This is a genomic window from Sorangium sp. So ce145 (genome assembly GCF_051525985.1).
Lineage (GTDB): Bacteria > Myxococcota_A > Polyangia > Polyangiales > Polyangiaceae > Sorangium > Sorangium cellulosum_B.
Map to the genome: position 1 here is coordinate 2,279,245 of NZ_CP150315.1, position 14,233 is coordinate 2,293,477.

Consider the following 14,233-nt stretch of genomic DNA (forward strand, 5'->3'; position numbering starts at 1 on the left):
TCCGGTCGTGGCCGCATATGCTGTCGCGGTGAGCCAAGACCACGACGCGCGCGATCCCATCTTCGCCCTCAGCGACGAGTTCGTCGAAGCCTTCGCTGCCCGCTGTCCTGCCCATGCCACCCTCGCGGGCATCCCCTGCGACGAAGGCGCCTGGAACGACTGGAGCCCGAGCGGCGCCGCGTCCTGGGCCTCCACGGTCGCGTCCTTCCAGGAGCGGCTCCGCTCGCTGCCGCCGCCGCGCTCCGGGGCGGAGGCGCGGTGGGGTCGCCTCGCACGCCGTGTCATGGCGGATTACCTGGATGAGCGGCTCGACGATTTCCGTCACGGCGAGCACCTGCGCGATCTCAACAACATCGAGTCGGCGTTCCAGCACCTCCGGATGGTCTTCGACCTCATGGATGTCCACAGCGCCGCCGGCTGGGAGGCCATCGCGTCGCGCCTGGAGGGCCTGCCGCGCGCGTGCGACAGCTACCGCGCTTCGCTCGAGGAGGGGCGACGGACGGGCCAGGTCGTCGCGCGCCGCCAGGTGTTCGCCGTGATCGAGCAGGCGCGCTACCAGGCGGGCGACGCGTCGTTCTTCCTCACGCTGCCGGCCGCTCACGAGGCGTCGGGTTGCGGCGCGGGCGCCGGCCGCGCGCGCGTCGCTAACGGCGTCGAGCGGGCGCGCGCCGCGTTCGGCGCGCTCGCCGGCTACCTGGAGCAGACGTACCTGCCGAGCGCGCGCGCCGCGGACGCCGTGGGAGAGGAGCGCTACCTGCGCCTCGCGCGCCGCTTCCTCGGCGCGAGCATCGACCCGATCGAGACCTACGCCTGGGGGTGGTCCGAGGTGCACGCCATCGAGGCCCAGATGGCGCGCCTCGCCGGCGAGATCCTCCCCGGCGCGTCGCTGCCCGAGGTGATCGAGCTGCTCATGACCGACCCCGCCCGGTGCGCGCAGGGCGCCGACGAGTTCCTCCGCATCATGTCCGAGCGCCAGCGAAAGGCGCTCGCCGATCTCGACGGCGTCCATTTCGACATCCCGGCGCCCATCCGTCACATCGAGGTGAAGCTCGCTCCGCCGGGCGGCGCGCTCGGCGCCTACTACGTGCCCCCGAGCGACGGCTTCAAGCGGCCCGGCACCGTCTGGTATGCGCCCGGCGCGAAGCAGGCGTTCCCGCTCTACGAGGAGATCACCACGGCGTACCACGAGGGCTTTCCTGGCCATCACCTGCAGTGCGCGCTCCAGGTGCACCTCGATGACCGGCTGAGCCGACTCCACCGCTTCCTGGTGACGAACTCCGGCCACGCCGAGGGGTGGGCCCTCTACGCCGAGCAGCTCATGTACGAGCTCGGTTATTTCGAGCGCCCCGATTACGTGCTCGGGATGCTCGCGGGCAAGCTGACGCGCGCCTACCGCGTCGTCCTCGACATCGGCATGCACCTGGAGCTGCCGATCCCCCGGGACGCGCCGCTCCACGCCGGCGAGCCCTGGCGCTACGAGATCGCCGTCGAGTACCTCCACCGCCGGGCCTTCCTCCCGCTGGAGCACGCGCACAGCGAGGCGACGCGCTATCTGGGCTGGCCGGGGCAGGCGATCTCCTACAAGGTCGGCGAGCGCGTCGTCCTGGAGCTGCGCGACACGCTGCGGCGCCGCCACGGCGAGGCCTTCGATCTGAAGGCGTTTCACGCCAGGGTGATCGGCTCCGGGTCGGTCGGGCTCGATCACCTGCGCGAGATCGTGCTCGACGACGCCGCGCCCTGAGCGTGCGTCGGACACGCGCTCGTCGGACAAGCGCCGCCCGCCCGCTTCGCGCCTCGACGCGCGGCCACGCGCGTGCCAATCGACGCGGGTGAGCGCTCCCCCAGCGAACGAAGCCCCCGAGGCGCGGCCGGACGGCTCGGACCTCTGCACCGCGTGTGGCCTCTGCTGCACGGGGCTGCTCTTCGACGTCGCGCCGCTCGAGGAGCACGAGCTCCCGCGGGCCGAGAAGCTGCGCCTGCCGCTCGCTTGCAATCGGTACCACGACGCCTTCAGCCTGCCGTGCCCCTGCCACCTCGACCGGAAGTGCACCGTCTACGAGGCGCGCTTCTCCGTGTGCAGCAGCTACGAGTGCGGCCTGCTGCGGCGCTGCAAGGCGGGCGAGGTGCCGCTCGGCGAGGCGCTGTCCCGCGTCGAGCGCGTGCTGCGCCTGACGGACGACGTGCGCGCGCGGGTGCCGCCGCTCGTGCCGCCGCGCCCGCTCTGGGACGAGGCCCGCGAGCACATCCGCCGGCGTGACGCCGAGGACCCGTCGCCCGCGTGGCAGGGCGAGCGCGGCGCGCTCGTCGCCGCGCTCGGTGAGCTCCGGATCGCGTGCAGGGAAGGGCTCGATCCGTAGCGCCGGCGCCTCGCGAGGGCCGCGGGAAATGGTCTTTCCCATGTCGGGGTCCAATCCGCGGGGCGCTCCAACGTGCTTTGGAGATCTCCCTCGCTCTGTCCTGCAAAGATCTCCAGGGCCCCCAGGACATCGACGAGCGCGGAGACTCCCATGCTTCGTCCAGGCCGAGCGTGATCCGCCCTCGGCTGCGCGCGCCGCGCCCTCGTCGACATGCTTGTCTCGGCCTCCCGGCGGCCGGCTCCACGCCGTATATACGACCCATGGAACCGACGAGCCGCCGGCTGACCAACAAGTATTCTGCCATCGCTGCAGTGATCAGCTTCGTCACTCAGCCCATTCCCGGCGCAGATGAGTTGATCGTGGTTCCCATTCATTACGCCTTCTCCGTGTCGCTGACCCGGCGCCGGGGCGTGCCGCTCCGCAGGGCTCCGTGGCTTCAGGTGAGCAAGATCATCTGGGGTGGAGCGGCCGTAAGGCTCTTCGCCAACTTCACGCTCGGCCTCGTCCCGGTCGCCGGTCTCTTCTCCAATGCGGTCACCGCCGTCGCCTTGACGGAGTTCCTGGGCCGCTACCTCGACGCCGCGCTGAGCAGCAAGGCGCCGCCTCCCGCGGTCTCCCTCAGGGCCATCCGGGATGCCCTGCGGAGCCCAAGGCGAGCGCGGAGCGCTCAGCGGTCGTGGCTCAGGATCCGCCGCGCCGTCCGCGAATCCGTCCCTGCGCCGACTCCTGGTTGAGGCGCCTTGTCCCGCTGGACGGGAAGCTCGGAGCTCGCGCGGCCTCGGGGCGCCCGGCGGTCGCGACGCGGTCCACGGCCAGGGAATCCGCGGCGCCGGGTCATCCGCCGCACCCTCGCCCTCCTGCGCGCCGCGTTGACGAGCGCGTCGCCTGCGCGCCCGCCGTGGAGCCGCCTCGGCCCGCCCGCGCGCGGCGGTCTCGCCTGGCGTCTCTCCTGGCGATCGCCGCCCAGATCGAATAGATCCCCGGCCATGCTCTCCGAGACCCGCGAGAAAGTCCTCGACATCAAACGGCGCTTTGAGGCGCTAAGGGGGCATCTTTGACGTCCCCAAGCTCGAACGGATGCTCCAGGATCTGACCCAGACGACGCTGTCGTCGGGGTTCTGGAACGATCAGGAAAAGGCCCAAGCCGTCCTCCGCAAGCGCGCCCAGGTCGAGTCGAAGCTCGAGGTGGCGCAGCGGCTCGGCCGCGAGATCGAGGATCTCGCGGAGTACCTCGAGCTCGGCGCTGCCGAGGGCGACGAGGGTGTCATCGCCGACGCCGACGCGCAGGCCGACGCCATCGCCGGGCGCCTGCGCAAGGTCGAGCTCGATCGCATGCTGTCCGGCCCCGCCGACCGCGGCAACGCCATCGTCAGCATCCACCCGGGCGCCGGCGGCACCGACGCGAAGGACTGGGCGTCCATGCTCCTCCGCATGTACCTGCGCTTCTGCGAGCGCCGCGGGTACAAGACGGAGATCATCGACTACCAGGACGGCGACGAGGCGGGCATCGACGCCGTCACCCTCACGGTGAGCGGCGACGCCGCCTACGGCTATCTGCGCTCCGAGGCCGGGGTCCACCGCCTCGTCCGGATGAGCCCGTTCAACGCCGATCACACCCGCCAGACCGCGTTCGCCGCCGTCGAGGTCACCCCGGACAGCGACGACGAGATCAACATCCAGGTCAACGAGAAGGACATCGAGATCACGACGATGCGCGCCGGCGGCAAGGGCGGGCAGAACGTGAACAAGGTCGAGACCGCCGTTCGCCTGCGGCACATACCGACCGGACTCAACATCGTGTGCCGCGCCGAGCGCAGCCAGCACCAGAACCGCGCGATGGCGATGAAGGTCCTCAAGGCGAAGCTGTACGAGATGGAGCTCCAGAAGCGGGAGGCCGAGGTCCAGGCCTACAACGCCGCGAAGAGCTCCATCAACTTCGGCAGCCAGATCAGGAACTACGTCCTCGCGCCCTACCGGCTCGTCAAGGACGTGCGCACCTCCACCGAGGCCACCGACGTGGACGCCGTCCTCGACGGCGATCTCGAGGGCTTCATCGAGGCCTACTTGCTCGCCGCGGCCGGCGGTTCGCTCAGGAAGGGCGGCTCCGTCGCGGAGGACGACGCTCCGTGAGCCAGCAAAAAGACAGACCGAACGACAAGAAGACCGAGCGGCTCGTGAAGGAGGCCGCCGAGGCCGCGCGCGCCGAGGAGACGCTGATCGCCACGCGCAAGGCGAAGGCGGCCCGCCTCCGCGCGCGCGGCGACAACCCGTTCGCCAACGACGTCACGGAGGGCGAGCCGCTCGTCGAGCTCGCGGCCGTCCGCGCCCGCTTCGACGGGGCGCGGGCTGCGGCCGAGCCGAGGCCCGAGGGCGCGGCGCCCGAGCGATCCGCCTCCGCCGCGGCGGATCGCTACGATCCGGCGCGCGTCGAGCCGGTCCCGTTCCGCGTCGCGGGCCGGGTCCTCTTCGTGCGCTCGTTCGGCGGCGTCACCTTCGTCCGGCTGCGCGACCGCACCGGCGAGCTCCAGCTCTACTGCGAGCAGGGGAGCCTCGCCGATTTCGAGCGGCTGGAGGACATCGATCTCGGCGACTTCGTCGAGGCCCACGGCGTCGCGATGGCGACGCAGAAGGGCGAGCTCTCGATCCGCGCGGGGCGCCTCCGGCTGCTCACGAAGGCCTACCGCCCGCTGCCGACCAAGACGAGCTTCAAGGACGTCGAGTCGCGCTACCGCATGCGGTACGTCGATCTCGTGGCCAACCCGCACGTCGCGGGGGTCTTCCGCGCCCGCACCGCGATCGTCGCCGCGCTGCGCGGGTTCCTCGACGCGCGCGGCTTCCTCGAGGTCGAGACCCCGACGATGCACACGCTCGTCGGCGGCGCGGCCGCGAAGCCGTTCAAGACCCACCACAACGCGCTCGACCTCGAGCTCTTCATGCGCATCGCGCCGGAGCTCTTCCTGAAGCGGCTCGTGGTCGGCGGCTTCGAGCGCGTCTACGAGATCGCGCGCTGCTACCGGAACGAGGGGCTGTCGACGCGGCACAACCCCGAGTTCACGATGCTCGAGTACTACCAGGCGTACGCGACGTACGAGACGCTGATGGACGCCACCGAGGCGATGCTCCGCCACGTCGACGCCCGCCTCGCCGAGCGGCTCCCGGCCGAGCACGCGGCCTGGGCCGCGCAGCGCACGTACTCGCTCGAGCGCTTCGAGCGCGTCCCCATGGCCGAGGGGATCGCCCGCGCCCTGTCGAAGTCGGGCCTGCCGGCCGACGTCCCGCAGCGCGTCGCCGCGGACGACGCCCCGATCAAGGAGTGGGCGAAGGCGGCGAAGGCGAGCGGGCGCGAGATCGACTGGACGAACTTCCGCGCGGGCGCGAAGAAGTGCGAGTCGCCGGGTGAGCTCGTCTTCTGCGCCTACGAGTACGTGGTCGAGCCGTTCCTCACGAGGGACTACCGCACGGAGGCGGGCGACAAGAGCGTCCCTGTCTTCATCATCGACTATCCCTTCGAGGTCTCCCCGCTCGCGCGCAAGAAGGACAGCGATCCTTCGCTGGTCGACCGCTTCGAGCTCTTCATCGACGGCCGCGAGCTCTGCAACGCCTTCAGCGAGCTCAACGACCCCGAGGACCAGGACGCGCGCTTCCGCGCGCAGGTCGAGAAGAAGTCGCGGGGCGAGGAGGAGACGATGGATTACGACGCCGACTACGTCCGCGCCCTGGAGCACGGCCTCCCGCCGACGGCGGGCTTCGGCATGGGGGTCGATCGCCTGACGATGCTCCTCACCGGCGCGACCTCCATCCGCGACGTCATCCTGTTCCCGCTCCTCCGTCCCGAGACCGACGCGTGATCGAGCTCTCCAGGTCGTTGCAGGCCGCGCTCCTCGCCGCCGTCGCTCTGGGCATCGTCCTGCTCGCCTGGCGGGGCTACACCCGCTTCGACAAGAAGGGCGAGCTGGAGCCGCGGCGCCCCGGCGTCGTGCGCGTCGGGGTCGTGGTCGCCCTCACGGGCGCCAGCCTGCTCGCGCTCACGCTCGTCGCGTCCAGCGGGCGCGCGAAGGGCCTCGCGCCCATCGGCGCCTTCTTCGCGAGCAATACGGAGAGGATCGCCCCGCTCGTCGCCACGCTGATCGTGGGGGGTGCCCTTCGGCTGTTCCGGGCCAGGACGGCTGCGGACAAGGGCCGGTGGCTCTCCGGCAGGTGGGGGGCCAAGGCCCGCGTGGGGCTCCGCGTGCTCGGCGCGATGTCCCTGCTCGCCGCGCTCGCGATCGTCGTCCTCTGGGTCGCGGTCCTGCCCATCCATCCGACCTTCAGGTGGATCCTTGGAGGCACCCTGTTCGGCGCGGGCGCGGGCTATCTGGTCGCAGGGAGCCGCCCCGTCCGCAAGGGGCTCTATCGCGCGCTCGGCTGGTGGTGGGGCGCGCTCGTGGGCGTGGCGTTCGGCGTCACCGCGACGCTCACGGCCAGGATGCCCGTCGGGAAGGGCGCGTCGTTCAATTCGACGGATCAGATCATCCGCTTCACCGCGCTCGTCTCGAGCGTCGTCTTCCTGTTCTTCGTGCTGTCGGCGCTCCTGCCGCTCGCCCTCGACGCGCTCGAGCGCCGGAGCTTCGTGCCCCACGTGGCCGCGCGCCACGTGCGCGCCTCGAAGAGCGGCTTTCTCACGGTCATCTCGGTCCTGTCGATGGCCGGCGTCGCGGTCAGCTCGTGCGCCCTGTGCTCGGTGACGAGCATCATGGGCGGCTTCGGCGCCGACCTGAAGCGCAAGATCCTCGGCAACAACGCGCACATGGTCGTCGACGCCTCCCGCCCTGGCGGCTTCGGCAACTGGGACGACAAGCTCACCCAGGTGCGCGTCGCGCTCGCGCCCTACGGAGGCGCCGCGACCCCGGTCGCGGCCGGCGAGGCGATGGGCTCGAGCGCCTCGAACACCGCGGGCGCGCTCGTCCGCGGCATCGATCCGGACACCATCGGGCAGGTCATCGACCTCGCCAAGAACATCGAGGTCGGCAGCTTCGACTACCTGCGCGATCCCGAGAAGCTGACGAGCCTGCCTCCCGAGGAGATCATCGGTCGAGGTCCGGGCGGGGAGCCGTACTTCAAGGGGCCGGACTTCCGCCAGCCGACGGACGTCGACCCGTCGGTGCGCGACTACCTGAAGCTGCAGACGCGCGTGTACCCGGGCGTCATCATCGGCCGCGAGCTCGCGAAATCGCTCCACGTGCTCGTCGGGGACGAGGTGACGCTCCTTTCGCCGATGGGCGAGCTCGGCCCCACCGGCGTGATGCCGCGCTCCCGCAAGTTCCGCGTCGCGGCGATCTTCTATAGCGGCATGTACGAGTACGACGTCACGCACGCGTACGTCTTGATGGAAGAGGCGCAGAGGTTCTTCAGCCTCGACGACAAGATCACCCACATCGACATCCGGGTCCCGGATCCCGAGCGGGTGCAGGAGGTCCGCCCGGCCGTGGAGGCGGCCGTCGCCGCGAGCGCCGCGCTCGACGAGGCGCCGGAGGGAGGCAAGCCGCCGCCGCAGCTCCGCGTCCGCGACTGGATGGAGATGAACAAGAACCTCTTCAGCGCGCTCAAGCTGGAGAAGATAGCGACGTTCATCATCCTGTCCATTGCCATCGCGGTCGCGAGCTTCTGCATCGTCTGCACGCTGCTCCTCATGGTGACCGAGAAGGGCAAGGAGATCGCCGTCCTGAAGGCGCTGGGCGCCTCGGACAACGCGGTGATGCGCGTGTTCATGCTCGAGGGCGTGATCATCGGCGCCATCGGCACGATCTACGGTGTCGGCACCGCGCTCGCGGTCTGCACGGGCCTGTACTGGTTCGGTGTCCGGCTCGATCCGGACGTCTATTACATCGACCGGTTGCCCGTGAACGTGAACCTCTCCGACTACGCGATGGTCGCGGTCGCGTCGATGCTCATCTGCACCATCGCCACCATCTACCCGGCCCGCGCCGCCTCGAGGCTCTCTCCGGTCGACGGGCTCCGCTACGAGTAATCACTCCATGTCCACTCCGCTCGTCGTCGTCGAAGACCTCCGCAAGACGTTCGTTCACATGGGCCGCGAGCTCCACGTGCTCTGCGGCATCGACATCGTCATCAACCAGGGCGAGGTCGTGGCGTTCGTGGGCCCCTCGGGCGCCGGCAAGAGCACGTTCCTCCACTGCATCGGCACGCTGGACCTCCCGACGAGCGGCCGCATCCGCCTCGGCAACGACGAGCTCACCGGCCTGCCGGGCTCGCGGCTCGCGGCGATCCGGAACCGGACGATCGGCTTCGTCTTCCAGTTCCACCACCTGCTCCCCGAGTTCAACGCGGTCGAGAACGTGATGATGCCGGGCCTCATCCAGGGGAAGACCCGCCGCGAGATGGAGCCGCTCGCGCGCTCGCTGCTCGCCGAGGTCGGGCTCGCGGCGCGCGCGACGCACCGGCCGGGGGAGCTGTCGGGCGGCGAGCAGCAGCGCGTGGCCCTGGCGCGGGCGCTCGTCCTGTCGCCGAAGCTCCTCCTCGCCGACGAGCCGACCGGGAACCTCGACACCGCGACGAGCGACTCGATCCACCAGCTGTTCTTCGAGATGAACCGGAAGCACGGCACCACGGTCGTGGTGGTCACGCACAACCTCAGCTTCGCCGAGTCGATGCCGCGCGTGGTGACCATGCGCGACGGGACGATCGAGAGCGATCGCATCGGCAGCGAGCGCGCCGCGGCCCTCGGGTACCGCGACGGCTCAGCCGGATAGCCGCTCGCTCAGCAGCTCGGCCGCGCGCAGCGACATGGCCATGATGGTCATCTGCGGGTTCACGCCGAGCGACGAGGGGATCGCGCTTCCGTCGCACACGTAGAGCCCGGCGACGTCGTGCGCCTGGTGGTCCGGCCCGAGGCACGATGACCGCGGATCCACCCCGATACGGCACGTCCCGAGCGGGTGGAACGCGGCCACGTCGAGGTCCCCGGCCTGGATCTGCCGCGCCTTGAGCCGCTCCAGGTCCGCGGGGCCGTTCACCTCGTCGCAGCCGGCGACGAGCGGCAGGACGCGCTGCGCCCCCGCGGCCAGGAACACCTCGCAGAGCAGCTCGACCCCGCGCTGCATCCTGGCGACGTCCTCCCGGTTCATCGTGTAGAGCACGAGCGGCGTGCCGCCGATCCCGGGCCTCACCTCGCCGCGGCTCGTGTCCTTGATCATGAACCCGAACGTCGCGAGGTGCGGATACCGCTCCATCAGCTCCGTGTAGCGATGTCCCGTCCAGGGCACGGCCAGCGCGGCGACGTCGAACGGGAGCGAGCCTCCCTCGAACATCAGCCCTTCGTCGGCGAAGTGGTCGATCTGGTAGCCCTGCGGGATGCCTTGCCACTGATCGATCCGCTCATCGAAGAGCGCCATCACCTTCGACGCCGGGTGGATCGAGAGGTTCTTTCCCAGCGCGCCGCTCGACAGGCACGCTCCGCTCCGGCGCAGGAGCAGCGGCGTCATCAGCGCGCCGCCGGCCACGACGACGGCCTCCGCCCTGACCACGAGCCGCGGCCCCCGCGCTGCGCCGCTCGCCGCGCGGCCGCCGTGGCCTCCGGCCCTCGTGTCGCCGCCGAGCACTGCGGTCGCCCCCCGCGCGCGGCCCGCCACGATGTCGATCGTCCTGACCCGCGCCGCCGTGATGAGCTGCGCGCCCCGCTTCAGCGCCTCGGGCACGTAGCTCACGTCGGTCGAGCGCTTGGCCCCCGTGGGGCAGCCGAAGCAGCAGATCCCCTGCCCATCGCAGTCCGGCGCGTTGCGCTGGAGCGGCCCGTGCCGCAGCCCGAGCCGCTCCGCCCCGCGCCGGACGATCGGCCCGATCGCCCCGAGGTGAAGCGGGTCGGCCGGGGCGACCTGGAGCATGCGCTCGACGCGCTCGTAATAGGGAGCGAGCCCGCCGGACGAGAACTCCGCAGGGAGCCCCATGCCGTCGCGCCACGACGCGAAGGTGCTCTCCGGAGCCCGGTAGCAAGTCCCGGAGTTGATCACGGTGCTCCCTCCGACGGCGCGCCCGGCGAACACCGGGATATTCACGTTGCCGAGCGTCATGTCGAGCCCGTGGTCGCGGTACATCTCCCGGTAGGCGCGCGCGGGCCGTCCGGTGAAGCTCGAGCGGCGGTGGAAGTCGCCCTCCTCGAGCATGAGCACCGCATGTCCGCGCGACGCGAGCTCGTAGGCCGCGGCCGCTCCGCCGGCGCCGGTCCCGATCACGAGGACCTCGCACTCGAGCTCCAGGTCCTCCTCGACCTCGCGCCCGTCGGTCACCTGCGCGAGCCAGCGCGGCGCCTCGTCGCGCACCGTGGGCAGCTCGTAACGGCAGCCGACGTGCTTGAACATCTCGGGCCGGTCGTAGTGGACGAACCGGAGCGGCGTGAGCGCGGCGCGGAGCAGCGAGCGCAGCGTCCGCGCCCGGCTCTGCTCGAAGCCGCGGAGCACCTCCATCCGCTCCTCGAGCGGCAGCGCCGACAGCGGCCTGAGCCGGAAAGGAAGGGGAGCGAGCTCTATCGCCCACAGCGCCGCGCGCACCCCCTGCGCCAGGTGCGGCGGGATCGAGCCGAGCCAGGCCGCGAGTCGGCTGGCGGTCGCGGCGCCCGCGCCGTCGAGGAAGCGGCCGGGCGGCATCGCCGCCTCGGCGAGCGCGGCGGCGATGCGCATCTCCCGCCCAGAGAGCCTGGCCTCCGCGCCGCCCTTTGCCCCGGGGGCCCTCTCCGCGCCGGCATCCTCCCTCGGTGTCCCGGGCCAGCGTTCCCTCCGCTCCAGCGCGGGCAAGCGCCCGAAATCGAGGTCCAATCCAAGGGTCATGGTCCTCCGAACCGCTCGTGAAAACTTCTGTTAATTCTGTAGCAACAGAATCGTCACGGCGCAAGGCGGCCTGATCCGGTGGACGTGGCGCGCAGGCGGGCTGAGCCGCTGCTCTCGCGTGCTGGACATGGCGCAGGCGGGACGATCCGCTGCTCTTCCGCGCGCTGGACGACGCGGAGCACACGCGCCCTGTCACGGCATCGGCAGGACCCAGATCGGCGAGCGAGGCTGGAGCTCGAGGTGCTTCCAGGCGTCCACGGCGATCGCCATGCCGAGCTCTCCCTCATCGCGGAGGCTCGCGGCGACCGCGCGGAAATAAGGGGCGTCTGGGCGCTCGATCGCGAGGATGCCCTTCGGATCCGACGGGCTCGGGGTGAACGGGCGGCCCGCCTTCGCCCGGCGCGTATCGCTCACGAGCGAGATTTCGTCCATGCGGGCGGTGAAGTGCGGCCCTCCGTCGAACGGATCGACCCTGTGGGCATAGCGGAAGCCGACGCGGCGGAGCAGCTTCTCCACCCCCCGGGTCTGCGCCCCGACCTTCCCGATCACGCGCTGCGCGTCCTCGGGCAGCAGCGAGGCGTAGATGGTCCCCTCCGGGAAGAGCCCCTTGATGAACTCCTTGTTCTTCTTGGAGAGGAGATCCGCGTCGGCATAGCTCATGTCGGTGAACTTGCGCCCGAGCGCTTCCCAGAGGTGGCTTGTCCCGTCCGGCTCGAGGGGGGGCATCAGCTCCGCGAGGATCTCGTCCTGGAACAGCGCGGAACGCGCGGCCATGTAGAGGAAGCGAACATAGGAGATCATCGTGCCGAGCCGCTCGGGCCCTTGCCGGTACTCCGGCATGAGCACGAGCCCGCCGATCTCCGTGGGGCCGTTGTACGAGTAGCCGATGCGCAGCACGGTATGATGGAAGTGCTTGTCGATCGTGGCCGAGTACTTCTCCTCGTCGAGCACGTCGAAGAAGATGTAGGGGACGCCGCGCCGGCCGAGCTGCGCGATGATCATCGACGTCCCGACGATCATGCCCTTGTCGCCCTTCGTCAGGTCGACGAGGACGAAGACGTATTGGCGGAGGCGGGGATCCTGGATCGCCCCGTTGAAGCTCCTGTGGCTCTCGGCGACGATCTCGTGGATTGCGTCACGGTTGTTCGGCAGGTTGACCGAGTTCAGGTGGCGCGCGACATAGAGGAGCTGTTCCTCGTCGCCGGTCACGGCTGCGCGTATCTCGAACGAGACCATCGCCGGAAGCCTACGCGTGGGGCCCGTCCTTGGCCATTGCTCCGGAGGCCGCGCGCGCGGCCCAGAGCGGCGATCGCCGCGCGCCCTGGCCGGCCGGGCAGCGCGAGCCTGGCGCGGGACGTCGCGCGCGTCAGCCGAGCTGAGCGCGCGACGCTTCGTCCGTGGCGTCGGGCGGCGGCTCCGCGCGTCAGCCGAGCTGAGCGCGCAGTGCTTCGTCCATGGCATCGAGCGGCGGCTCCCGCCCGGTGTACAGCCGGAACTGCTCTGCTGCCTGGTGGAGGAGCATCCTCCCGCCGTGAACGGCGGTCGCTCCGCGCCGGCGCGCCGCCGCCACGAGCTCCGTGATCATCGGTTTGTACACGATATCCATCACAAGGAGACCTTCCCGCAACACCTCCTCCGGGACAGGGCTTCGTGCATCGACCTCGGCCATGCCGAGCGACGTGGCGTTCACGAGGACGCCGTGGTCGGGCGACAGCGCCGCTGCGTCGAGCGGCACGGCCGCCCCGCCGACCGCCGCCGCGAGCTGCCGCGCCTTCTCGAGATCGCGGTTCGCCACCGTGACGCTGGCGCCGCGCTCCGCGAGCCCGAACGCGACCGCGCGCGCCGCGCCGCCGGCGCCGAGGAGCAGCACCCGCGCGCCCTCGAGCCGCGTCACCTCCTCGAGCGCCCGCACCGCGCCGATCCAGTCGGTATTGTAGCCCCTGAGGCGCCCGTCGTCGTTCACGATGGTGTTGACCGCGCCGATCCGCTCGGCGACGGGATCGAGCTCGTCGAGCAATGGAATTACCGCCTGCTTGTAGGGCATCGACACGCCGAGGCCGCGGATCCCGAGCGCGCGCATCCCGCGCGTCGCGCCTTCAACATCGGTCACCGCAAAAGGGATATAGGTAAAATCGAGTCCCAGCGCGCGGTAGCCGGCGAGGTGCATGGCGGCCCCTGTCGTTACCGGATGACGCGACATTGATCCGCAGAGTGTGAGGCGGCCCAGAGCTTGGGAGAGTGGTGCAGTCGATGAAGTGCAGCCGTGCATGCAGCGAAGCTGGCTTGTCTCGCGCGCGGATGCTAGCCCCGCCAGAGATGAGCGAGCCCAGCGTTCCCCGGCCGGCGGTGGAGGCCGCGGCGGCGTGCCTCCAGCCTGACAAGGCCGGACTTTTCATGCTTCGATCCGAGCGCGCGCTCGCGCGGCGCGCCTACCAGACGGTCGCGCCGTTCGGGCGGAGCCTCCTCAAGATCCTCGCGGCGCTCGCGATCCTCACGCTGGGTCGCTCGACCCTCGCGGACCAGTACCACGTGCCCACCGGCTCGATGTGGCCGACGATCGCCCCGGGCGACCGCATCCTCGTCGACAAGGTCGCCTACGGGCTCCGCGTCCCGCTCACGGATCATTACCTCTTCGAGCGCAGCGGGCCGAGCGCCGGCGACGTGGTGCTCTTCGCGGATCCGCGCGGCGGGTCCACCCTCCTCGTCAAGCGGGTGATCGCGCTCCCGGGCCAGACGGTGATGCTCCGGCAAGGCGTGCTGTACGTCGACGGTGCGGCGCAAGCCCTCGAGCAGCTCGGGGACGGCACGAGGGTGGAGCACCTCGGCGGCGTCACTCACGCGGCCGGCGAGCCCGACTTCGACGCGTTCGGTCCGGTCGTCGTCCCGCCGGACCACCTCTTCGTGATGGGCGACAACCGCGCCGCCTCGCTCGACAGCCGGGCGATGGGGGCTGTGCCGAGGGAGCTGCTGCGCGGCCGCGTGCTCCGCGTCGTCTATCACCATGACGCCGCGGGCTTCGATCTGTCCCGCGCGCTGCGGAGCGTCGACTGAGCGGCT

General features: G+C 70.8%; 11 protein-coding genes. 8 read left to right on the forward strand and 3 right to left on the reverse strand.

Annotated elements, in window-relative coordinates; all coding sequences use genetic code 11:
• Positions 1–28 precede the first annotated feature (28 nt).
• The 7 genes from WMF34_RS08615 (at position 29) to WMF34_RS08645 (ending at position 9,106) form a co-directional block, all read left to right on the forward strand.
• Positions 29–1,741 (forward strand): DUF885 domain-containing protein, encoded by a 1,713-nt coding sequence (locus WMF34_RS08615; protein WP_437992989.1) that lies wholly within the window; start codon positions 29–31, stop codon positions 1,739–1,741.
• 88 nt (positions 1,742–1,829) lie between these two features.
• A complete protein-coding gene (locus tag WMF34_RS08620; RefSeq protein WP_012234266.1) occupies positions 1,830–2,357 on the forward strand; it encodes a hypothetical protein in 528 nt (175 codons plus the stop codon).
• A 359-nt stretch (positions 2,358–2,716) separates the two neighbouring features.
• The gene (locus tag WMF34_RS08625; protein WP_437992990.1) at positions 2,717–3,091 is read left to right on the forward strand and encodes a hypothetical protein; all 375 of its coding nucleotides are present in this window, start codon (positions 2,717–2,719) and stop codon (positions 3,089–3,091) included.
• A gap of 252 nt (positions 3,092–3,343) precedes the next feature.
• A protein-coding gene (gene prfB / locus WMF34_RS08630) for a peptide chain release factor 2 (protein WP_157907532.1) occupies positions 3,344–4,487 on the forward strand; the annotation gives its coding sequence in 2 pieces (ribosomal slippage) (positions 3,344–3,412 and positions 3,414–4,487; 1,143 coding nt in all).
• A complete protein-coding gene (gene lysS / locus WMF34_RS08635) occupies positions 4,484–6,205 on the forward strand; it encodes a lysine--tRNA ligase (RefSeq protein ID WP_012234269.1) in 1,722 nt (573 codons plus the stop codon). The genes prfB and lysS overlap by 4 nt, the downstream gene beginning before the upstream one ends.
• Entirely contained in the window at positions 6,202–8,364 is a 2,163-nt protein-coding gene (locus WMF34_RS08640; RefSeq protein WP_437992991.1) for an FtsX-like permease family protein, read from the forward strand. The genes lysS and WMF34_RS08640 overlap by 4 nt, the downstream gene beginning before the upstream one ends.
• A 7-nt stretch (positions 8,365–8,371) precedes the next feature.
• Complete coding sequence (locus tag WMF34_RS08645) at positions 8,372–9,106, forward strand: ABC transporter ATP-binding protein (protein ID WP_012234271.1); 735 nt, start codon at positions 8,372–8,374, stop codon at positions 9,104–9,106.
• On the opposite strand, the gene WMF34_RS08650 is transcribed toward WMF34_RS08645, so the two are convergent.
• The 3 genes from WMF34_RS08650 to WMF34_RS08660 all read right to left on the reverse strand — a co-directional run bounded on the left by WMF34_RS08650 (position 9,095) and on the right by WMF34_RS08660 (position 13,343).
• Positions 9,095–11,176, reverse strand: a complete 2,082-nt coding sequence (locus WMF34_RS08650; RefSeq protein WP_437992992.1) for an FAD-dependent oxidoreductase — start codon at positions 11,174–11,176, stop codon at positions 9,095–9,097. The two genes, WMF34_RS08645 and WMF34_RS08650, sit on opposite strands and share 12 nt — an antisense overlap.
• Positions 11,177–11,368: 192 nt before the next feature.
• Positions 11,369–12,412 carry an arginine N-succinyltransferase gene (locus WMF34_RS08655; protein ID WP_012234273.1) on the reverse strand — a complete coding sequence of 348 codons (1,044 nt, stop codon included), beginning with the start codon at positions 12,410–12,412 and terminating at the stop codon, positions 11,369–11,371.
• A gap of 187 nt (positions 12,413–12,599) precedes the next feature.
• The gene (locus WMF34_RS08660) at positions 12,600–13,343 is read right to left on the reverse strand and encodes a shikimate dehydrogenase (protein WP_437992993.1); all 744 of its coding nucleotides are present in this window, start codon (positions 13,341–13,343) and stop codon (positions 12,600–12,602) included.
• A 227-nt stretch (positions 13,344–13,570) separates the two neighbouring features.
• Here WMF34_RS08660 and lepB point away from each other — a divergent pair, with 227 nt between their 5' ends.
• Positions 13,571–14,227, forward strand: coding sequence for a signal peptidase I (gene lepB, locus WMF34_RS08665; RefSeq protein ID WP_012234275.1), 657 nt, complete (start codon positions 13,571–13,573; stop codon positions 14,225–14,227).
• Positions 14,228–14,233 lie beyond the last annotated feature (6 nt).